This window comes from Gordonia iterans, from assembly GCF_002993285.1.
GTDB lineage: Bacteria > Actinomycetota > Actinomycetes > Mycobacteriales > Mycobacteriaceae > Gordonia > Gordonia iterans.
The window spans coordinates 255,633-275,445 of the sequence record NZ_CP027433.1; the positions used below are offsets into that span (position 1 = coordinate 255,633).

Sequence of the window (19,813 nt, forward strand, 5' to 3'; positions counted from 1 at the left end):
CGCCAGCCGAGCCGTATCGAGACCTCACCTCCCCGACGCCAGCGCCGAACGCCTGCCCCGGACTCTTCCCGGGGCGGGCGTTCGTCGCATCGTCGTCCCTTCGCACGGTCGCGGTTCCTTCCCGCTGCCGGGTCACGTTCGCGCTGTCGTGTTGATCCGGCAGCGCCACGCGAATCCGGCAGCCCGACACGAATCCAGCAGCACCGATCTCCTCCGTACGCCCCTGGTCCCGAACCCGCCGGGAGCGCAGACTGAGGACCATGAGCGACACCATGCGGGCCTGGACCACCGATCGCGGCCGTGGCCGGCTGACACTCCGGGACGTATCGGTGCCCGAGCCGCTGCCTGGCGAGTTGCTGGTGCGGGTGATCGCGTGCGGCGTGTGCCGGACGGACCTTCATGTGATCGACGAGGACATCCCCGCTCACCGTGATCGGGTGACCCCCGGGCATCAGGTGGTCGGCGAGGTCGTGGCGGTCGGTGCCGAGGTCCGCGGCTGGCGGCCCGGCAATCTGGCCGGAATCGCGTGGCTGCGCGGCACCTGCGGGGCGTGCCGGTTCTGCCGCAGCGGCCGCGAGAACCTGTGCGAGAGTGCCGAATTCACCGGGTACGACGACGACGGTGGCTACGCCGAGCTCGCCGTGGTGAGCGCCGCCTTCGCCTACCGCCTGCCGCCGGGCACCGATCCGATCGCCACCGCGCCCCTGCTCTGCGCGGGGATCATCGGGTATCGGGCGCTGTCCCGGGCGAACCTGCCCCCGGGCGGGACGCTCGGCATCTACGGTTACTGGTAGGTCCGATTGTTGAAGAGTGCACTTTTCATGCACTGTTCGTCGATGATGCGGAGGTCACGCGCGAAGGGCGTTGGCAGCCCTGCCTGAGCACGGTAGGTGAACATCCGGTGACGAAGCCGGCATGGGCTCGCGAACTGATTCGATAGATGTCAATATAGAAGTATGTCGAATCAAGAAGTCGAACTGGTCATCGTCGGGTCCGGTCCCGCCGGATACACCGCGGCGGTCTACGCGGCCCGCGCGGGTCTTGCGCCGAACGTGATCGCGGGCTCGGTCACCGCGGGCGGTGCGCTGATGACGACGACCGAGGTGGAGAACTTCCCCGGCTTCGTCGATGGCGTGCAGGGGCCGGAGCTGATGGAGTCGATGCGGGCGCAGGCTGAGCGGTTCGGCGCTCGGATCGTCTACGACGACGCGATTCGCCTCGAGCTCGACGGCGACGTGAAGACCATCGAGACGGGTGCCGGGATGACGTACCGGGCGCGGGCGGTGATCCTGACGATGGGTTCCGCGTACCGCAAGCTCGGCCTCCCCGAGGAAGAGCGCCTGTCGGGGCACGGGGTGTCGTGGTGCGCGACCTGCGACGGGTTCTTCTTCCGCGACAAGGAGATCGCCGTGGTCGGTGGCGGGGATTCCGCGATGGAGGAGGCGCTGTTCCTCACCCGGTTCGCATCGAAAGTCACCGTCGTGCACCGCCGGGACGAGTTCCGAGCGTCGAGAATCATGGCACAGCGCGTGCTGGACGATCCGAAGATCGAGGTCGCCTGGAACAGCGAGGTCGCCGCGATCCTCGGCGACGAGCAGGTCACCGGGCTCACGCTGCGCGACACGATCACCGGGGCCGAGCGGAGGCTCGACGCGACGGGGGTGTTCGTCGCGATCGGGCACGACCCGCGCTCCGAGCTCGTGATTGGGCAGGTCGACACCGACGCGGACGGGTACGTGCGGGTCGCGCACCCGTCGACGCGGACGAATCTGGCCGGGGTGTTCGCGGCCGGGGATCTCGTCGACCACACGTATCGGCAGGCGATCACCGCCGCGGGCACCGGCTGCGCGGCCGCGCAGGACGCCCAGCACTACCTGTCGCACCTCGCACCCGCCACCGTTTCCGAGCCTGTTCTGGAGGTCTCCGTATGAGCACCGTCACCCCCGTCACCGACGCCACCTTCCAGACCGAGGTGCTCGAGTCCGAGCTGCCCGTCGTGGTCGACATTTGGGCGACCTGGTGCGGCCCGTGCAGGGCGATCGCCCCGATCCTGGACCAGCTCGCCGGCGAGTACGAGGGCCGGGTGAAGATCGTGAAGATCGACGCCGACCAGAACCCCGAGACCGTGACCGCGGCCGGCGTGACCTCGATCCCGACCCTCGGCTTCTACCGGAACGGGGAACGTGTCGACGTGCTGATCGGCGCGCACCCGAAACCCGTCTACGTCGCGAAGCTCGAGGAGCTGCTCGCATGACCGACGCCCTGACCCGCACCGCCCCGAAACGGCTCTCCACCCTCGACAAGTGGCTGCCGCTCTGGATCGGCCTCGCGATGGTCGCCGGCCTCGTGCTCGGCCGGTTCGTGCCGGCGCTCTCCGACGCGCTGTCTGCGATGGAGGTCGGCGGGATCTCGGTCCCGATCGGGCTGGGCCTGCTGGTGATGATGTACCCCGTGCTCGCGAAGGTCCGCTACGACAAGGTCGCAGCCGTCACGGGTGACAAGAAGCTCCTGGTCTCCTCGCTCGTGCTGAACTGGCTCGTCGGGCCCGCGGTGATGTTCGCGCTCGCGTGGATCTTCCTGCCGGACCTGCCCGAGTACCGGACCGGGCTGATCATTGTCGGTCTCGCCCGCTGCATCGCGATGGTCGTGATCTGGAACGACCTCGCCTGCGGCGACCGCGAGGCGACCGCGGTGCTCGTCGCGATCAACTCGGTCTTCCAGGTCGTGATGTTCTCGGTGCTGGGCTGGTTCTACCTGACTGTGCTGCCGGGCTGGCTGGGCCTGGACGCACAGGGACTGGAGATCTCGGTCTGGAAGATCGCGCTGAACGTGCTCGTGTTCCTCGGGATCCCGCTCATCGCGGGCTTCGCGTCCCGCTTCATCGGCGAGAAGCGCAAGGGGCGCGACTGGTACGAAGAGAAGTTCCTCCCGAGGATCGGGCCGTGGGCGCTCTACGGGCTGCTGTTCACGATCGTGCTGCTGTTTGCACTGCAGGGCAACGCGGTGCTGGCGAAGCCTCTCGACGTGGCGCGCATCGCGCTGCCGCTGCTGGTCTACTTCGGCCTGATGTGGTTCGCGGGGCTGCTGCTCGGCAAGGGCCTCGGTCTCGGCTACGCACGGTCGACGACGCTGGCGTTCACCGCAGCGGGCAACAACTTCGAGCTCGCCATCGCGGTCGCGATCGGCACCTTCGGCGCGGCATCCGGCCAGGCCTTGGCCGGGGTCGTCGGCCCGCTCATCGAAGTGCCCGTGCTCGTGGGCCTGGTCTACGTCTCGCTCTGGGCCGCGAAGGCCTGGTTCCACACCGACCCCTACGCCACCGAATCGAGGACGTCATGACCGACACGACCGTCATCTCCGACGCCGACGCGTGCGCGCCGTCCACGGCGCACGCGATCGGCACCGAGGCCGCCACGACCGTGGCCGGGGCACTGAAAGCGCTCGCTGACCCGCTGCGGCTGCGGATGCTCTCGGCGATCGCGACCGACCCGCGCGGCGAGTCCTGCGTGTGCGACCTCGCCGACCTCGCCGAGGTGTCGCAGCCGACTGTTTCCCACCACCTGAAAGTGCTGAAGGAGACCGGGATGCTGCTGTCCGAGCGGCGCGGCACCTGGGTGTACTACCGCATCGCACCGGGCAAGCAGCGCGCCGTCGCGTCCCTCCTCGACGCGTTCGCTCCCGCCGCGGCCGTCACCGACGAACCCGAAGACACCGCGGCACGGGCCGCGGCCCTGCAGCAGATGGACGCCCGCGTGACCCGCCTCGCCGAGGAACTCGCGGACGAGCTGACCGGGCTGAACCGGGACCTCGTGATCGCGATCGTGCGCGAGTCCTACGCCGGCCTGGTGCGTTCGGCGAAGCTGACGGCGCACATGATCCCGCTGACCGAACGGTTCGCCCGGCAGCGCCTCGCCGACCTGACGCGGGACCGCTCGGCCGGGGTGCCGCAGGTGTTGTTCGTCTGCGTGCAGAACGCGGGCCGCTCCCAGCTCGCCGCCGCGATCGTCAACCAGCTCGCCGACGGCCGCGTCGTCGCACGCTCCGCAGGATCCACCCCGGCGTCGGACGTGCACCCGCACGTGCGCTCGCTGCTCACCGAGATCGAGGGCGAGCAGGAGGCCGAGACGGCGTTCCCGAAGCCGCTCACCGATGACGCCGTGCGCGCGGCCGACGTGGTGGTCACGATGGGCTGCGGCGACGTCTGCCCGATCATCCCCGGCGTCCGCTACGAGGACTGGGCCGTGGGCGACCCGGCTCTCGCTTCCCCGGACGGGGTCGACGCGATCCGCCACGATATCGAGGGCCGCGTCCGCGAGCTCCTCGCCACGCTCACCGACTGAACGAAAGCGAACAACAATGACTGACCAGAAGCCTTCCGTCCTCTTCGTCTGCGTCCACAACGCCGGGCGCTCCCAGATGGCCGCCGGCTGGCTCCGCGAGCTCGCAGGCGACCGCGTCGAGGTCCGCTCCGCCGGATCCATACCCGCCGACCAGATCAACTCCGTCGCCGTCGAGGCGATGCGCGAAGTCGGCATCGACATCACCGCCGAACAGCCGAAAGTGCTCACCACCGAAGCGGTGCAGGACTCCGACGTGGTGATCACCATGGGCTGCGGCGACGCGTGCCCGTTCTTCCCCGGCAAGCGCTACGAGGACTGGAAGCTCGACGACCCGGCCGGACAGGGCATCGATGCCGTGCGCCCGATCCGGGACGAGATCAAAGGTCGCGTCGAAACGCTGCTGGCGGAACTGCTCGTCTGAGGGACTGCGAGCACGGGAGGGGCAGCGGCCAATGGCCCTGCCTCTCCGCTGTGTTTCCGGGTTTCCTGGTCCCTGCGGCGAACACCGATGTGCCGTGAGGCGTGCGCCATCGATCGCGCTACAGCCCGTTCTTGCTCTACCGGGACGCGCCTCGCAGCGCTGCTTCGATCTGCTCCTGCGTAGGCGCTCCGGCGAACCCGTTCCTCGTCGCATAGACGCGGCACGCGAGCGAGCGGACCGGTGCTGTCGGGAACAGGTCGACGCCGTCGACGAGGATCGTGGGCGAGCCTCCGAACCGGGTGCTTACCGCCTCGGCCTCGGTCCGGATCGTGACCAGCTCGACAGGCACGGCCCTGAATCCAAGAGCGTCCAGTGCTGCGCGCGCGTTGGCTTCGGCCACGTCCGTGTTCGGGCAACCGACAATGTGCAGCAACTCGACCTTCATGCGGCATCCTCGAATCGCGCGTCGTTCGACGCCCGGTCCGGGCCTGGCGGGAGAAGGTTCAGGCAGACCAGGCCGACACCGGCGACGACGAAGACATCGGCGACGTTCCCGACGAACAGGTCGCCGTAGGCGAGGAAGTCCGTGACCTGCCCCTGTCCGAAGGAGGGCGGGTTCAGGAGCCGGTCGACGAGGTTGCCGACCGCGCCGCCGAGGACCAGGCCCAACGCGGCACCCCACCGCGCGCCACGCAGCCGCACAGCGAACACAACTACCGCGATGGCGGCGAGGAGGCCGACGAGGGTGAAGATCCAGGTGGACCCGGAGCCGAGCGAGAACGCGGCTCCGGGGTTGTAGACCAGGGACAGGCCGAACAGGTCGCCGACCAGCGGAACCCGCTCGCCAGAAGTCAACTGCGCCACAGCGAGGGCCTTCGACCCCTGATCGAGGGCCACGGCGAGCACGGCGACCGCGAGGGCGACGCCGAGTGCCCTCCGACCTTTCGGGGAGGGCGGGCTCGTCCCTTCGGCGACGACGGTGCCCTGCGCGGTCACGCGATCGACTTCCTGGTGCGCGCGGCGCGCAGCCCGTTGAGGATCACGATCACCTCGGCGATCTCGTGCACGAGCACCACGGCCGCGAGGCCTAGGACGCCGAACAGGGCCAGCGGCAGCAGGACGGTGATGATCAGCAGCGACAGGATGATGTTCTGGTTGATGATGTGCCGTCCCCGGCGGGCGTGGTCGAACGCGCGCGGGAGCAGGCGCAGGTCGTGGCCGGTGAAGGCGACGTCGGCGGACTCGATCGCGGCATCGGAACCGGTCGTGCCCATCGCGATCCCGATGTCCGCCGCGGCGAGGGCGGGGGCGTCGTTGATGCCGTCGCCGATCATCGCGACCGACCCGTGCTTCTCGCCGAGCTTGGCGATCGCTGAGGCCTTGTCCTCCGGGCGCAGCTCGGCGCGCACGTCCTCGATCCCGGCCTGCGCGGCCAGGGCGCGGGCGGTGCGGGCGTTGTCGCCGGTGAGCATGGTCGTCCCGATGCTCTGGGCGGCGAGCGTACGGACGACCTCGGGGACTTCGGGGCGCAGCTCGTCGCGGACGCCGATCGCGGCGACCGCGGCGCTGTCGCGGTGCACGATCACGACGGTCATGCCCTGCTCCTCCAGGCCCGCGACCCGGTCCTTGAGCGGGCCGGCGTCGAGCCAGCGCGGGCTGCCGACCGTGATCCGCGCGCCGTCGAGGGTGCCCTCGATGCCGTGACCGGCCTGCTCCGTCACGGCCTCCGCCGCGGGCGCACCCGGCGCAGCGGCGGTGATCGCCGCAGCGAGCGGGTGGGTGCTGTGCTTTTCCAGCGCGGCCGCCCAGGCCAGAGCCTGCGACTCAGTGACGCCGTCGGCAGTGAGCACCGCGGTGACGGCGGGCTCGTTGCGGGTCAGGGTGCCGGTCTTGTCGACGGCGACGTGACGGATCACGCCGAACCGCTCGAACACCGCACCGGACTTGATGATCACGCCGAACTTGCTCGCCGCCCCGATCGCGGCGACCACCGTCAGGGGCACGGAGATCGCCAGCGCGCACGGCGACGCCGCGACGAGGACCACGAGGGCGCGGGTGACCCACAGCTCCGGGTCGCCGAACAGCGACCCGATGACCGCCACCAGGACGGCGAGGATCAGCACGCCGGGCACGAGCGGGCGGGCGATGCGGTCCGCGAGGCGGGCGCGGTCCCCCTTCTCCGCCTGCGCCTGCTCGACCAGCTCCACGATCGTGGTCAGCGAGTTGTCGGTGCCCGCCGCGGTCGTCTCGACCTCCAGCGCACCGGCGGTGTTGATCGCCCCGGCCGACACCGCGTCGCCGGGCTCGACCTCGACCGGGATCGACTCCCCGGTGATCGCCGACGTATCCAGGCTGGAGCGCCCCGTACGGACGATCCCGTCGGTCGCGATCCGCTCACCCGGACGCACCAGCATGACCTGGCCCACGGCGAGATCCTTGGCCGCGACCTCGACCGAGGCCCCGTCCTGGCGGATCGTCGCGGTCTCCGGGACGAGCTTGAGCAGCGCCCGCAGCCCGCCACGGGCCCGGTCCATCGCCTTGTCCTCCAGGGCCTCGGCGATCGAGTAGAGGAACGCCAGCGCGGCGGCCTCCTCGACGTAGCCGAGGATCACTGCGCCGACCGCGCTGATGGTCATCAGCAGGCCGATACCGAGCTTGCCCTGGAACAGCTTGCGGATCGCGCCGGGGGTGAACGTCGACGCGCCTAGTAACAGGCCGATCCAGAACGCCACCAGCGCCGGGAACTCGAGCCCGGACCACTCCAGGACGAGGCCGATCAGGAAGGCCACGCCGGAGAAGACCGGGACCATGATCCCGCGGTCCCGCCACCAGGGGCGCTCCGCCTCCTCGGACTCCTCGCCCACCATGCTCTCCGGCTCGTGCTCGCAGCCACACGCCGCGCTCACTCGCCCGCCCTCGTCGCGCAGCAGCCCGGCACCGTGCACTCGGCGTCGACGCACGGCGCGTGCTCATCGACCGCGAGGGTCACGTCCACCAGCGCCGTCAGCGCCGCCGCCAGGTGCGGGTCCGCGATCTCGTAGCGGGTCTGCCGACCCTCGGGCTCGGCGACCACGATCCCGCAGTCGCGTAGGCAGGTCAGGTGGTTCGACACGTTCGAGCGCGTCAGCTCCAGCTCGCGAGAGAGCACGGCCGGGTAGCTCGGGCCAACGAGCAAGGTCATCAGGATCCGGGAGCGCGTCGGGTCCGCCATGGCCCGGCCGAGCCGGTTCATGACGTCGAGGCGAGAAGCAATGGTCAGCATGCACTGAACTATACAGCCAGCACTGACCTGAACCAAGGGTAGTGAACCTACGATGCCGAACCCACGCCGAGTTGGATGAGCTGCGGGGCCGGCGCGCAGCACGATCCCGCGCTGGCGGACTCGTCCGGCGCATCGAAGAGCCCCGAGCCGCCGCACACGCCCGTGTCGGGCAGAACGAGGTCCACCCGTTCCGCGGCCTCGCGGTCCCCGGCGATCGCGGCGACGACGCTGCGCACCTGCTCGAACCCGGTCAGGGCGAGGAACGTCGGCGCACGGCCGTAGGACTTCGCTCCCACGATGTAGAACCCCGGCTCGGGCTGCTCGAGGTCGGCCGCGCCGGTGGCCCGGACGGAGCCGCAGGAGTGCACGTTCGGGTCGACCTCCGCAGCGATCTTCGACGGGGCCTGCAGGCGCATGTCGAGGTCGAGACGGATCTCAGAGAGGAAGGACAGGTCGGGACGGAAGCCGGTGGCGACGAAGACCCGAGCGGCAGGCGCGAGCCGGCGGCCGTCCTCTGCCACCAGCACCGCCTCGCCGGCGGCGAGGACGACCTGCTCGGTGCGGAACCCGGTCACGAGGTCCACGAGGCCGTCCTCGACGGCCTTCTTCGCGCGCTGGCCCAGCGCTCCGCGCTGCGGCAGTTCGTCGGCGCTGCCGCCGCCGAAGGTGTTGCCGACCGTGCCGCGGCGCAGCACCCAGGTGATCCGCGTCCCCGGCTCGCGCTTGGCCACCCGCGACAGGATCCCGATCGTGGTCGCGGCGGAATGGCCGTTGCCAACGACCACGACGTGCTGGCCAGCCAGGGCACTGGCGTCCTCGATCGCGGGCATGCGGTGCTCCAGGAGGCCTGCGTCTGTCGCTGCGCTCTCGCCGAGGGCAGGGAGCCCGTCAGCTCCGGCGGGGCTCGGTGTGCGCCAGGTGCCCGAGGCGTCGATCACGGCACTCGCTTCGATCCGCTCCTCGGTGCCGTCCGCGCGCTCGACGTGGACGACGAAGGGCTGCTCGGCGCGGCCGTCGTCGACGGAGAGGTCGCGGCCCTTGCGGCCTACGCCGACGACCCGCGCTCCGTAGCGCACGCGGTCGCCGAGGGCCTCTGCGAGGGGTGCGAGGTACTGCTCGATCCACTGCGCGCCGGTCGGGTAGCCCTGCGTCGGGGCCGACCATCCGGTCGGCTCCAGTAGGTGTCGCGAGGCAGCATCAGTGAGCTCGGTCCACGGCGAGAACAGGCGCACGTGGCCCCACTCGGCCACGGCCGAGGCGGTGGCGTCGCCGGACTCCAGGACGATTGGGTCGAGCCCGCGCTCGATCAGGTGGGCTGCGGCGGCCAGTCCCTGCGGACCGGCCCCGATGACGACGACGGGATTCACTGCGACCTCCATGCATTGACGTTCTTCGATGTGAGACAGGAACGATCTTGAGGCTCATATCGACAGATGTCAATACGTCGGGCAGAATGGAGCCATGAACGCACTGCCCGTCACTATCGACACCAGCGCAGGCTCCTGCTGCGCCCCCGGCCAGGCGATGGACGACGGCACGGCTCACGACCTCGCGAAGGTCTTCAAAGCGCTCGGCGACCCGACGCGGGTGAAGCTGCTCTCCATGATCGTCGGCAGCAGTGCCGGCGAGATGTGCGTCTGCGACCTCACCGACCCAGTGGGCCTGTCGCAGCCGACGGTCTCCCACCACATGAAGCTGCTCGTCGAGGCGGGCCTGGTCACCCGCGAGCAGCGCGGGAAATGGGCCTACTACCAGCCCACCACCGGGACGCTCGCCGACGCGGCGAAGGCGCTGCTGGGCTGAGCTTCGTTATCAATCGGACGCCGAGCGGATCTTTGGGTAGTCGGACCAGTCCCCACTGGCGAGGCGCGACCACGCGGCGGCCGACGCCGGTGTTATGCCGAGCAAGTCGGACACGATCCGCGGGTGCATCTGCCGGGTGAGTTCGATGAGGGCGGTTGTCCGTGCGCTTCCGGAGCGGAGCCCTTCGGCGCGGAGGCGGCGACTGATCGGCCCCGGGGTGAGGTGGAGTCCCGGGTTTCTGCCGGGGAATAGCCATCCTTCGGGATGGCGCATCGACGCGTCGACGAGGTCGATGATCGCGTCTCCGAGAACCTTGGGGAGCTCGATCGGTTCCGCCCCGATAGTGAGCTTCACGGGCTGGGATGTCGCGTCGACCTGATCGCGGGTGAGGGTGATGATGCGGGTGAGCTGGATGCCGTAGAGGAGCACGAGCAGGCCCGCAGCCCGGGTCTTGGAGTCCATGTCCGTGTCCGTGAGGAATCGGCGGGCCATCTGCCATCGGTGGTCGGACTCGTAGTGCCGGCCCTCGAGGCGACTCGGCCGGAACTCGACGCGGAGGGTGCTCAGATGGTGGCGTCGCAGCCAGCGGGTGAAGGGTGCCAACGCGTCTCGCTGGCTTGGAGAGTCCGTGAGAAACGCGTCGAGGCGACGCTGGGGGAAGGTGGCGAGCGTCTCGTGTTGCGATCTGATCTCGTGCAGGAGCGCGGCGCAGTGTTTGAGCGCTGCGCGTTGCCGCTGGAACCCAGCCGCAGGGTTCGATGGGCCGCGAGACACCGCCCGGAATGTGCGCGTCGAACGGAGCAACTCCCAGGTGCAGTACCGGCGCAGGACAAGCCGGTCTTCGGCGTGCCCGACCTCTGATAACCATTTCTCGAGCCAGTGGTCGAAGCGCGCGGCCTCGACGTCAAGCTCCGGCAGTACGCCGGAGCGAACCAGCAGCGAGAGGAGGAATGCCACGGACTGCCCCGACTGGGCTCTGGTGATGATCGCATCGGCGGCGAGAGGCAGGGTTCCCTCGGCAAGTTCGCGGAGCACGGCGGCGCACTTGCTCTTGTGATGCCATCGCTCCAGAGAATTTGCTTTGCCATGGTGCGTGAGCAGGTAATCCGCAAGAGGCTGAAGTTCAGGGCGAATGTCGTCTGTCTCGTCGCAGAGAAGCCGCTGGATGGTGATCGGCCGCCGACACTCGGCGCAGAGGCGGTGTTTGCGCACTTCTTCGATCGAGCCGCAGCCGGGGCACGCCATCGTGATCGGCGCGCCGGCGCAGTCTGCGCAGACCTTCTGGGCGTTCATGAACCCGGTGAGGAACACCTTGCGACCGCATTCAGGGCAGGGCTGCGGGGTACGCATTGCGTAGTAGCAGCGGGCACAGACGCGCCGTCCATCGAGGTGGGATGCAACCCGGCCGGGTTCTCCGCAGAGCCCGCAGGTTTTGATCGGAGCGGTGTAGCAGGCCAGGCAGACGAGCTCGGGACGACGGACAACGATGGTCGCGCGCTGACCGCACCGTGAGCAGTGGTCGAAGGAACGCGGATCAGCACGCCAGCATTCACGGCAGTATCGCTTCCCATCGATGGTGCGCTGCACCGGCCTCACCCGGTCGCAGGTCGCGCATGCGACGGATCTGGCGTTCCGCTCGCAGCGGGAGCAGCGACGCCCGCCGCTCGGCGTCTTGTGCGGCATGCGGACGGCGCGACCGCACGACTCGCACGTCGGCAGGACGACCCGACTCGCGCCCTCAGCGACGAGCGCGTGCGCGAGGTCCTGGACTGTCACCGGCACATTCGAGTGACGTCCTTCGAGGACTCCGGGTTGCTTGAGGAGAGCGAGCTCGAGTAGGCGTTGCGTGAGCGGTACCGGAGCGACCGTGTTCACGATCTCAGCGAGACGTTCCGTCGGGATCTCGATCGCGACCCACTGGATGAGCATCACGACTTCTGCGACGCGCGGCTCCTGCGGCGGTTTGGCCCACGATGGTCTACTTGGTGCGTGGACGGCGGATGGTGGCGCGAACGGGCCTGAGATCGCCGATCGACCCGCGCGTCGCTTCTTCGCCCACGGCGATCGGGGCCGCGGCCTCGCGGCGGGTGATTGTCACAAGATCGTCAAGGGAGCACTCCAGCGAGTCGCAGAGCGCGGCGAGGACGTCGAGACGCACCCGTTGCGGCGGTTGCGTCACCAGCCGATAGACCTGCTCGCGGGAGAGGTCGATGCCGCGCTCCTCAAGCAGAGGTTTCAGCTTGGAGGTCTGGAAGATGCCGCGTGACGCCATCACGCTGCGCAGGTTCCATCCGGTCTCAAGTTCAACGGTCATCCGCTTCTCCTTCGATGAGGGCCTTCAACGCCTCTGCGAGCACCCGGTTCTTATAGTCCGAGCTGACGGAGGCGTAGATCGACGTCGTCGACGCGTGCATGTGCCCGACCTGCTCCTGCACGAATCGCTCGGCGTAGCCGAACTCGAGCAGGTGCGTGACGTAGGAATGACGGAGGCTATGCAGCGTCAGATCCTTCGACAGGCCGGCCTCGTCGCGCAGTTCCGCGAACCTCCGGTCGAGGTAGCCGGCGGACAGGCGGGTGCGTCGCTCGGTCACCCAGAGCGCGTCGAGGTCGTCACCGGGCGCAAACCGCTCCCGGGCCTGCTCGAGCCACTGCTGCATGCCCGGCACCCACCAGTCGAACTCCGGCACCAGCAGCACCGTGCGACGACGAGGAGCGCCGCCTCCCGCCGCCTTCGCCCAGCGCACGTGGATCGCACCGTAACGTCCCCATTGGCGCATCTTGGCGTTGTGGTGCAGGTCGACGGTGTCGAGCATCACAGCCTCGGTGCGGCGCAGCCCGAACGCGTAGACCGTCTTCAGCAGCTGCGCGTCCCGAAGCGCCCCGAGCGCGCCTTTTCGTCCCGAGCTCACGAGCAGCTCGACCCGGGCGTCAGCGGTGTCGAACAGGTCCTCCACCTCGTCGTAGGTGAACGGCCGGCGCTTTCCATCGCCCTCGAACTCAAACCGATGCGCGACCGTGTTCCACGGCAAGCACACCTGCGACGGGATCTCGCCGAACTCCCGATCGCAGATCTCCATCCAGTCGTACAACGGATTCGTCAGGTAGTCGCAGAACCCACGGATTGCGCCATGGTGGTGACGCAGGGTGGACAGCGTCAGAGTGCGATCGGTGGCTTCTCTCGTGAACTCGTCAACGTCCGCGACCGTCCACCTCCACGGCGGCTTGTCCACGAAATCCCGGAAGCGGGCCACCGTCGCCGTGCGGTTCTGGATGGTCTGCTCACGGAGCCCTCGCGACAGCTGCTGATTCCGCCAGCCGTCCATCATCGCGTCGAAGACCTGCTGCTCCGGGTTCGTCAAAGCGACGTTCGACGCCGAGGTGACCAGTCGAAGTGCAGCTGGAGCGCTCCCAAAATCTTGCATTAGATGCAACAATTGCAGGCGGTGCACGAGTTTTCGCGATGACCCGCGGCGAGCGCAACCAGCGTCTCGCACGTGAGCTCGGCCTGGAGTTCGTCGGTGGCGCCGACGACGTCCCGCCCGAGCCGCTCGACAGCGCGATCGTCTTCGCTCCGATCGGTGCGATCATGACGACGGCGCTGGCCGCGACGGCGCGCGGCGGCACCGTCGTCAGCGCCGGCATTCACATGTCGCCCATCCCGGAGTTCAGCTACGACGACCTGCTCTTCGGCGAGCGCGACCTGCGCAGCGTCACCGCCAACACGCGCGCCGACGGCGACGAGTTCCTCCGCCTGGCGCACCGCCTGAAGCTCGCCCCGCACACCACCCGCTACGAGTTCGGCGACGTCGGCCGAGCGCTCGACGACCTGCGTGCCGACCGGTCCCGCGGCAGCCTCGTCGTCGTCATGCCGGAACGGTCGCCGAACTGATCGGACGCAACCCGGCGACGAACTCCAGCTTCTCGAGCACCGCGCCCGGGATCACGAAGGGGTACAGATCGCCGGCCCCCATCGAGCGGTTCACCATGTTCAGGGTGGTCGACAACGGCATCCACACTTGCGTCACGACGTCGCGAAAACTGCTCTGCCGCTTCACCTCTGAAACAGGGAGCAGGCCGTACTCGACGACGGTCTCCACGGTGTCGCAGATGTGCAGGTAGTGCGCCCAGGTCTCGGCGAAGTCCTCGTACGGGTGCATCGTGGCGTACGACGAGATGTAGCGATCCCGCCAGCCCTCGGGCGGGCCCGAGTCGTAGTGCCGCTGCACGCTGTCCTGATACGACACCGTCTCGTCGCCGAAGAGTTCCCGCGCACGGTCGAGCACCGCACCGCCGCGCTGCTCCACCAGCTGCCATTCGTAGTAGTGCCCCACCTCGTGCCGCAGGTGCCCGAGCACGGTGCGGTACGGCTCGTCGAGCTGATCGCGGACCTTTTCCCGGTGGGCGTCGTCGCTCTCGGCCAGGTCGATGGTGACGAGTCCGTCGGCGTGCGCGATCAGCACCTGCTCGTCGACGCTCGACAGGAGGTCGAACGCGAGGCCGTTCGCCGGATCGTCGTGCTTGCCGACGACCGGGAAGCCGAGCGCGTCGAGTTCGGCGACGAGGTGTCGTTTGGCGCGCTCGGCGTCGAGCAGTTGGGCCAGGCCGGTCGCATCGTCGTCGGACGGCCGGGTCCGCGTGAGGCTGCACGCGAAGCACTGGCCACCGGCCGTCGCCGTCAGCCACGTGCACCCGGACAGGTTCAGGTTGGCGCAGACGAACCATCGCGCGCCGTCCTCGTCGCGGTACGCTCCGGCGTCGTCGACCGGCACGATCGCGGACTCGGCGCGCGAGTAGCCCAGCGGCGTGCCGCACGAGACGCAGACCGAGTTCTCGAAGTACAGGGCGGCACCGCACCGGCGGCAGCGGTAGGTCTTCATCTCCCCACATTGACACGCCGGCGGTCAGTCCGCCGGGCGAGGCGGCCGCTCGCCACCCTCCTGAGCTCGCCACCTCCTAGACTCTCCACTCGTGAGCACAACCACGACGACCCTGGTGCTGGTACCGCTGCTGGCGGTGCTGGCGCCGCTGATCGCCCGCGCGCTCGCGCGCTGGGTCACGTTCCCGGGCATCGTCTTCGAGTTGCTCCTGGGCATCGCGATCGGCCCGGCCGTGCTGAATCTGGTACAGCCCTCCGAGTTGCTGGAGATGCTGTCGCACTTCGGTGTGGCGATGCTCTTCTTCATGGCAGGCACCGAGATCAACGCGGCGGCGCTGCGTGGCCGCAGCGGGGCCCGCGCGTGGGGCGGATGGCTGATCAGCTTCGGCGTGGGCACGGCGTTGGGCTGGGTGATCGCTCCGGGTCTGGGTGCGGTGATCATCGGCATCGCGCTCTCGTCGACGGCACTGGGCACGCTGATCCCGGTACTCCGCGACGCCGGTGAGTTCACCACGCCGTTCGGGCGGACGGTGGGCGCAGTCGGAGCGGTCGGCGAGTTCGGCCCGATCATCGCGATCTCGGTGGTGCTGTCGGAACGGTCGACGCTGCAGGCGATTCTCGTGCTGATCGCCTTCGCCGTGGTCGCGGTGCTGGCCGTGTGGCAGGCGGGACGGACCTCGTACCCCTGGCTGCACCGCTTCGTCGAGTCCACCATGCACACCTCGGGACAGTTCGCGGTCCGTCTGGTGATGCTGATCCTGTCGGCGCTGGTCGCGCTGAGCCTGGCGCTGAAGGTCGACATCCTGCTGGGCGCCTTCACCGCAGGCATCGTCTGGAAGCTTCTGATCTCCGACGCCTCACCCAAGACGCAGGAACAAGTCGAGAGCAAGATCGAGGGTCTCGCCTTCGGCTTCCTGGTGCCGATCTTCTTCATCACGACCGGCGTCGACTTCGATCTGCAGGCACTGCTCGCTCAACCGTGGACGTTCGCGGCCGTGCCCGCGGTGACCGTGCTGCTCCTGCTGGTGCGCGGCGTTCCGTCGATGCTCGCGGCGCCGTCCGGGACCGGCCGTCGCGAACGGCTGGCCGTGGGCGTGATGGGCGCGACGGGACTTCCCATCATCATCGTCGCCACCTCGGCCGGTGTCTCCGCGGGCTACCTCTCCCCGACCACGGCCGCTGTCCTGGTCGGCGGCGGACTGCTCTCGGTCCTGCTGTTTCCGGTCGTCGCGACCGCGCTGCGCGCCCGCGACTCCGCCGACGACATTCCCGCGGCCTGACCCCTCAGGCCGCGCCCGCGCCGCGCCGTTCCACCTCCCCGAAGCCGTCCGGCAGCTGTATCCAGCCGTCGGCGACCATCTGCAGCAGCAGCTGCGCTTTGTTCCCCACGGGCCTTCCCGCATCCGCGTACTTGCTCGCCACCCGCCGGTAGTGTGTGCGCACCGTCGACGTCGCGACGAAGTGCTGGGCGGCGGTCTCCTGCACCGTTGCGCCGAGCACATAGGTCGTCAGCACCGCGAGCTCGCGACGGCTCAGCGGCTGAGCGGACGTCCGTCGCGGCGCGCCGAGCCGGTACTCGAGGTGCGCCTTCAGATGCTTAGGCGCCTCGTCGGTGGCCGGCACCACGTCCATGCCCGGGGCCGGCGCGAACGAGGTCCCGGGGGTCTCCACGGCGATCACCGCGGTCAGCTCGGACCGGGCCGCGTCGCTGAGCCACGTCAGCCGATCACGGCTGCGGACCACCAGCACCGCGGGGAGCGGCGCCCGTCCGGCGGGGAGTTCGACGTCGCAGAGCACCGCGTCGTATCCGAACGTGCGCACCGTCTCGAGCAGAGCACGATCGATCAGATCATGCTCGACGACGATGCCGACTACCCTGTCGACCTGCATGTTTCCTCCTTCGCGCCGCTCTCCCGGCGAACATCCCCAGTGTGGAGGATTGCGCAGCGTCGATCAGCATGCGTTCGGGCAGTCTGGTCCGGATTCCAGGTGAATCTCTCGCCGTTCACGAGTCCGTCATGCGCGATTACACATTCGACGCCGGCCGGGCCTACCCTCTGTGCATGGCCGCCGGACTCCGCATCCTCATCGCCTCGCCCCTCGGGCGGGTGATCTCGGCGCCCCTGCAGAACGCGTTCGACGATGTGACCGTCTCCGTGGCGACCACCGACGACGAGCTCACCTCGATGATCTCCGGCACCGTCCGCTACGACGTCGTCGCCGCCGATCTCATCTGGAACGATCCCGCGCTGGAGTGGCGCTTCGACGGCCTCGACGTGATCGACCGTCTCCGCCAGGCCGAGCGCGCGGCGCCGGTCCTGCTCGCGACCCAGGGACACAGCATGGAGGCCGATCACCTGGAGGAGGCGCGCCTGCGCCCGGAGGTCTTCGGCGTGATCCCCAAGGCCGCCGGGCTCCAGGCGATCATGGACGGCCTGCGGCTCGCGGCCCTGGGCCGTCGCCTTCCCCCTCCGCCGGGCCCGACGCCGAAGCGGACCCCGCTGTACGAGCTGTTCGACGACCGCCGCGGCCAGACCGCCGCCCGAATGGCCGGGGCCATCGCCGCCGGACGGGCCGCCGACAACGCCTCGCTGGCCACGGTTGCCAAGGTGTCGCCCAGCACCGCGAACAAGGTCACCAGCCACTATCTGGGGCCGATGATCACCGCACGCGGCGAGCACGACGACCGCCTGCCGCTGACCCAGGGCGTGATCTATCGCTGGTGTGGTCTCCACGCCCGGTATCTGACCAGCTGGTGCCGCCGCAACGGCCACTCCGACGTCCTCTGAACCGGCCCCGACGACCTGATCGCTCGACTACCGCGTTCGGCTGTCAACCGACCGTCGTGACCAACCGGCCGTCGCTGTTGAACTCTGAACGCACCGGCTGGTCCACCGTTCGGACGATCGTCATGGCGACGTCGCGGCCCGGTGGCAGCACCCGTACGGTGAGCACTCCCTCGGGCATGTCTTCGATCGCCGTGACCACCGCGTCCACGATCCTCTCGCGCACTTCGCGGGGCGCACCGTCGAGACCGTGATCGTCGAGCAGCACCACGTCCACGCCACGCGTCCTGGCCTCGCCGGCCGCGTCGGCCACCGCGGGTACGTCGAGGATCGGAGCTCTGAGTGAATCCCGCAGCTGGGCTTCGACGAGCGCGCACTGCAGACGATCCCGCGCGGCCACCGGAGTCTCGTCGGTGAGCCGTTCCAGCATCGGACGGGCGCGTTCGTCGAGGCGCGCCAGTTGCCGGTCGCGCTCCTCCAGGACCGCCGCCTGCGCCGCACCGGCAGCCGCCGCCTCGGTGGCTCGACGCCGCAATTCGAAGATCTCCCGTGCGGCCGGGCGGATGGTCAGCACAAAGAAGCTCGCCATGATCAGCGGTGCGAAGTTGATGAGTGAGATCTGTGCGCCGTATCCGGCGCCCTGGCCGCTCAGCACGGCCCAGCCGATGCACGCCCCGACCGCGCTGCTCGTCGACGCCCACCCCCACCAGACGCGGCCGCGCACCGCCAGGTATGCCGAGAGCGCCGCGGTCGCCGACAACGGCCAGGTCTGCAAGAAGGTGTCGATCGGGTACGGGATCACCGCCAGCACCAGCGTCGACGCGATCGGTCCCGCGACGGCGATCAACCATGTCCAGCGCAGCGGCAACGGATCACCCGGCGCCCGGATGAACGTGTACGCCGCCGCGCTCACCAGCAGCCAGGCGAGGGCCTCGACCGCCGTCGCCGCCGGGTCCGCCGGCGGGGTCACGGCGAACACCACCAGGTAGGTGAGCACGAACCAGCCGACCAGCAGGCGGGCGGCAGGAGTTCGCAGACCGAGGAGTTCGCGGACATCGCCGACGATCGGCTGCGTGCTCACGAGCGATCCCAGCCTAGTCGAACCGACGTTCCGTGCCCGGGCTTGGAGGAGACCTGCGCCCAGCCGCCGGGAACCCGCGCCATCCGTCGCCGGATGCTCACCGTGATGCCCAGTCGCTGCGCCGGAACCGCACCGGGGTCGAAGCCGGCGCCGTCATCGCTCACCTGGACCCGCAGCCCGTCGGGGCGGGCGATCACCACCACCTCCCGGTAGGCGTCGTCACCGGCGTGCCGCACGCAGTTGCGCAGCGCTTCGGCCTGCGCCGCGCCGAGAGACCGTACGACGTCGGCGGGGATGCCGTCCCCGGCATCGAGTCGGCCCTCGCTCTGATCGACGAACTCGAAGGCGGCTCCGGGATCGGCCTCGGTCGCCGCCACTCGCAGATGGACCACCGCCTGGCGCAGATCGAACGGCCGGTCGGAGTCGTCGCCGTTGCGGATGTCGTCGAGTTCGGCCAGGGTCCCGGCAGCGAGCTGCCGCACCGTTTCGGAGGAACCGCCGCGGGCCGCGATCAGGAGCGTCGACATGACGCTGTCGTGGGTCAGTCCGTCGAACCGTTCACGTTCGACCGCCCTCGCACGCTGCGCGGCCGTGGCCGCCGCCGTGGCGTGCGCCTCTTCGGTCGACTCATCCAGGAGCCGCCCGGTCCGCAGGGCCATGATCGAGCCGCCGACGAAGAGGCTGCAGAACATGATCGCGAACAGGATGTCCGGGAGCAGAAGGTAGGCGTCGCGGCTGCCCCGGACGACGAAGTTGACCAGCTGCACGCTGACGCACGCCACCACCATGTACGCGAACGCCGGCCACGCCCGCCACGCCACCACCGCGGCAATGGCCGCGAGCCCCGGGAACGCGGCCAGCCACACGCCCTGGTCGCCGGACATGGGCGTCCCGTCCCAGGCGGTGCGCCAGCTCAGGGTGGCGATCATGAACGTCATAGCGGCGACCGCGGCGAACACCCGGGTCAGGCGGGTGTCGCGCAGAAAGCTCACCGCGCCGAGGAGGAATCCCGGCACGAACACCGCGCCGACCATGACCGGCGTCCACCACGACGCCATGAGCGGCTCCAGACGGGCGATCTCCGGCAGCAGAAGAACCAGGTAGGCCACGTAGCCGACCGAGGCGAAGCGCGCGAACATGCGGAGGATCCGCTCGAAGTTGGCATCGTCGCGCAGTGCATCGCCGTCGTCGGTGCTTCCGGTATCCCCTCCCCGCATGCTCCTAGTTCAGCACGAACCCCCGGG

Annotated in this window: 21 protein-coding genes and 1 pseudogene; 10 read left to right on the forward strand and 12 right to left on the reverse strand. The window is 69.4% G+C overall.

The genetic code is table 11. The features are described 5' to 3' along the window. Nucleotides 1-272: 272 nt before the first annotated feature. The 6 genes and pseudogenes from C6V83_RS01160 to C6V83_RS01185 form a co-directional block, all read left to right on the forward strand. Nucleotides 273-788, forward strand: a pseudogene (locus C6V83_RS01160) (alcohol dehydrogenase catalytic domain-containing protein); the annotation flags it as partial. Nucleotides 789-956: 168 nt separating this feature from the next. Continuing rightward, the gene (gene trxB / locus C6V83_RS01165) at nucleotides 957-1,931 is read left to right on the forward strand and encodes a thioredoxin-disulfide reductase (RefSeq protein WP_091182449.1); all 975 of its coding nucleotides are present in this window, start codon (nucleotides 957-959) and stop codon (nucleotides 1,929-1,931) included. Beyond that, entirely contained in the window at nucleotides 1,928-2,254 is a 327-nt protein-coding gene (gene trxA, locus C6V83_RS01170; RefSeq protein WP_091182447.1) for a thioredoxin, read from the forward strand. Before trxB ends, trxA begins: the two co-directional genes overlap by 4 nt. Beyond that, complete coding sequence (arsB, locus tag C6V83_RS01175; protein ID WP_091182445.1) at nucleotides 2,251-3,339, forward strand: ACR3 family arsenite efflux transporter; 1,089 nt, start codon at nucleotides 2,251-2,253, stop codon at nucleotides 3,337-3,339. The genes trxA and arsB overlap by 4 nt, the downstream gene beginning before the upstream one ends. After that, nucleotides 3,336-4,340, forward strand: a complete 1,005-nt coding sequence (locus C6V83_RS18980; protein WP_091182444.1) for a metalloregulator ArsR/SmtB family transcription factor — start codon at nucleotides 3,336-3,338, stop codon at nucleotides 4,338-4,340. The genes arsB and C6V83_RS18980 overlap by 4 nt, the downstream gene beginning before the upstream one ends. A gap of 16 nt (nucleotides 4,341-4,356) precedes the next feature. Then, a complete protein-coding gene (locus tag C6V83_RS01185; RefSeq protein WP_010157043.1) occupies nucleotides 4,357-4,761 on the forward strand; it encodes an arsenate reductase ArsC in 405 nt (134 codons plus the stop codon). A gap of 136 nt (nucleotides 4,762-4,897) precedes the next feature. On the opposite strand, the gene C6V83_RS01190 is transcribed toward C6V83_RS01185, so the two are convergent. The 5 genes from C6V83_RS01190 to C6V83_RS01210 are packed head-to-tail and all read right to left on the reverse strand — an operon-like array spanning nucleotide 4,898 to nucleotide 9,402. Beyond that, on the reverse strand, nucleotides 4,898-5,206 hold the full coding sequence (locus C6V83_RS01190) for a hypothetical protein (RefSeq protein ID WP_010157044.1): 309 nt from the start codon (nucleotides 5,204-5,206) through the stop codon (nucleotides 4,898-4,900). After that, the gene (lspA, locus tag C6V83_RS01195) at nucleotides 5,203-5,757 is read right to left on the reverse strand and encodes a signal peptidase II (RefSeq protein WP_024356154.1); all 555 of its coding nucleotides are present in this window, start codon (nucleotides 5,755-5,757) and stop codon (nucleotides 5,203-5,205) included. Before lspA ends, C6V83_RS01190 begins: the two co-directional genes overlap by 4 nt. After that, complete coding sequence (locus C6V83_RS01200) at nucleotides 5,754-7,667, reverse strand: heavy metal translocating P-type ATPase (RefSeq protein ID WP_176980777.1); 1,914 nt, start codon at nucleotides 7,665-7,667, stop codon at nucleotides 5,754-5,756. Before C6V83_RS01200 ends, lspA begins: the two co-directional genes overlap by 4 nt. Beyond that, nucleotides 7,664-8,023, reverse strand: coding sequence for a Cd(II)/Pb(II)-sensing metalloregulatory transcriptional regulator CmtR (gene cmtR / locus C6V83_RS01205; RefSeq protein WP_091182441.1), 360 nt, complete (start codon nucleotides 8,021-8,023; stop codon nucleotides 7,664-7,666). The genes C6V83_RS01200 and cmtR overlap by 4 nt, the downstream gene beginning before the upstream one ends. A 47-nt stretch (nucleotides 8,024-8,070) precedes the next feature. Next, on the reverse strand, nucleotides 8,071-9,402 hold the full coding sequence (locus C6V83_RS01210; protein ID WP_091182439.1) for an NAD(P)-binding domain-containing protein: 1,332 nt from the start codon (nucleotides 9,400-9,402) through the stop codon (nucleotides 8,071-8,073). Between the two features lie 82 nt (nucleotides 9,403-9,484). Between C6V83_RS01210 and C6V83_RS01215 the strand changes: the two genes are divergently transcribed. Then, on the forward strand, nucleotides 9,485-9,826 hold the full coding sequence (locus C6V83_RS01215) for an ArsR/SmtB family transcription factor (RefSeq protein ID WP_091182437.1): 342 nt from the start codon (nucleotides 9,485-9,487) through the stop codon (nucleotides 9,824-9,826). Between the two features lie 9 nt (nucleotides 9,827-9,835). On the opposite strand, the gene C6V83_RS01220 is transcribed toward C6V83_RS01215, so the two are convergent. Genes C6V83_RS01220 through C6V83_RS01230 form a run of 3 tightly spaced genes read right to left on the reverse strand, consistent with a single transcriptional unit; the run spans nucleotide 9,836 to nucleotide 13,275 of the window. Beyond that, entirely contained in the window at nucleotides 9,836-11,758 is a 1,923-nt protein-coding gene (locus C6V83_RS01220; protein WP_199832562.1) for a hypothetical protein, read from the reverse strand. A 46-nt stretch (nucleotides 11,759-11,804) separates the two neighbouring features. Beyond that, complete coding sequence (locus C6V83_RS01225; RefSeq protein WP_010157051.1) at nucleotides 11,805-12,140, reverse strand: helix-turn-helix domain-containing protein; 336 nt, start codon at nucleotides 12,138-12,140, stop codon at nucleotides 11,805-11,807. Further along, nucleotides 12,130-13,275, reverse strand: a complete 1,146-nt coding sequence (locus C6V83_RS01230) for a tyrosine-type recombinase/integrase (RefSeq protein ID WP_325027368.1) — start codon at nucleotides 13,273-13,275, stop codon at nucleotides 12,130-12,132. The genes C6V83_RS01225 and C6V83_RS01230 overlap by 11 nt, the downstream gene beginning before the upstream one ends. 11 nt (nucleotides 13,276-13,286) lie before the next feature. Here C6V83_RS01230 and C6V83_RS01235 point away from each other — a divergent pair, with 11 nt between their 5' ends. Then, entirely contained in the window at nucleotides 13,287-13,715 is a 429-nt protein-coding gene (locus C6V83_RS01235) for an MDR/zinc-dependent alcohol dehydrogenase-like family protein (protein ID WP_105940855.1), read from the forward strand. Here the strand turns inward: C6V83_RS01235 and C6V83_RS01240 are convergent. Next, complete coding sequence (locus C6V83_RS01240) at nucleotides 13,690-14,703, reverse strand: zinc-binding metallopeptidase family protein (RefSeq protein WP_105940856.1); 1,014 nt, start codon at nucleotides 14,701-14,703, stop codon at nucleotides 13,690-13,692. The genes C6V83_RS01235 and C6V83_RS01240 overlap by 26 nt on opposite strands. A 91-nt stretch (nucleotides 14,704-14,794) precedes the next feature. On the opposite strand from C6V83_RS01240, the gene C6V83_RS01245 reads away from it, so the two are divergent. After that, nucleotides 14,795-15,982 (forward strand): cation:proton antiporter, encoded by a 1,188-nt coding sequence (locus tag C6V83_RS01245; protein ID WP_105940857.1) that lies wholly within the window; start codon nucleotides 14,795-14,797, stop codon nucleotides 15,980-15,982. A gap of 4 nt (nucleotides 15,983-15,986) precedes the next feature. On the opposite strand, the gene C6V83_RS01250 is transcribed toward C6V83_RS01245, so the two are convergent. After that, a complete protein-coding gene (locus tag C6V83_RS01250; protein WP_105940858.1) occupies nucleotides 15,987-16,592 on the reverse strand; it encodes a helix-turn-helix transcriptional regulator in 606 nt (201 codons plus the stop codon). Nucleotides 16,593-16,765: 173 nt separating this feature from the next. Here C6V83_RS01250 and C6V83_RS01255 point away from each other — a divergent pair, with 173 nt between their 5' ends. Beyond that, entirely contained in the window at nucleotides 16,766-17,491 is a 726-nt protein-coding gene (locus C6V83_RS01255; protein ID WP_105943631.1) for an MSMEG_1198 family transcriptional regulator, read from the forward strand. Between the two features lie 43 nt (nucleotides 17,492-17,534). Here the strand turns inward: C6V83_RS01255 and C6V83_RS01260 are convergent, their stop codons facing one another. After that, nucleotides 17,535-18,569: a hypothetical protein gene (locus tag C6V83_RS01260; protein WP_105940859.1), complete on the reverse strand. Its 1,035-nt coding sequence runs from the start codon at nucleotides 18,567-18,569 to the stop codon at nucleotides 17,535-17,537. Then, on the reverse strand, nucleotides 18,566-19,786 hold the full coding sequence (locus C6V83_RS01265; protein ID WP_105940860.1) for a sensor histidine kinase: 1,221 nt from the start codon (nucleotides 19,784-19,786) through the stop codon (nucleotides 18,566-18,568). Before C6V83_RS01265 ends, C6V83_RS01260 begins: the two co-directional genes overlap by 4 nt. Nucleotides 19,787-19,813 lie beyond the last annotated feature (27 nt).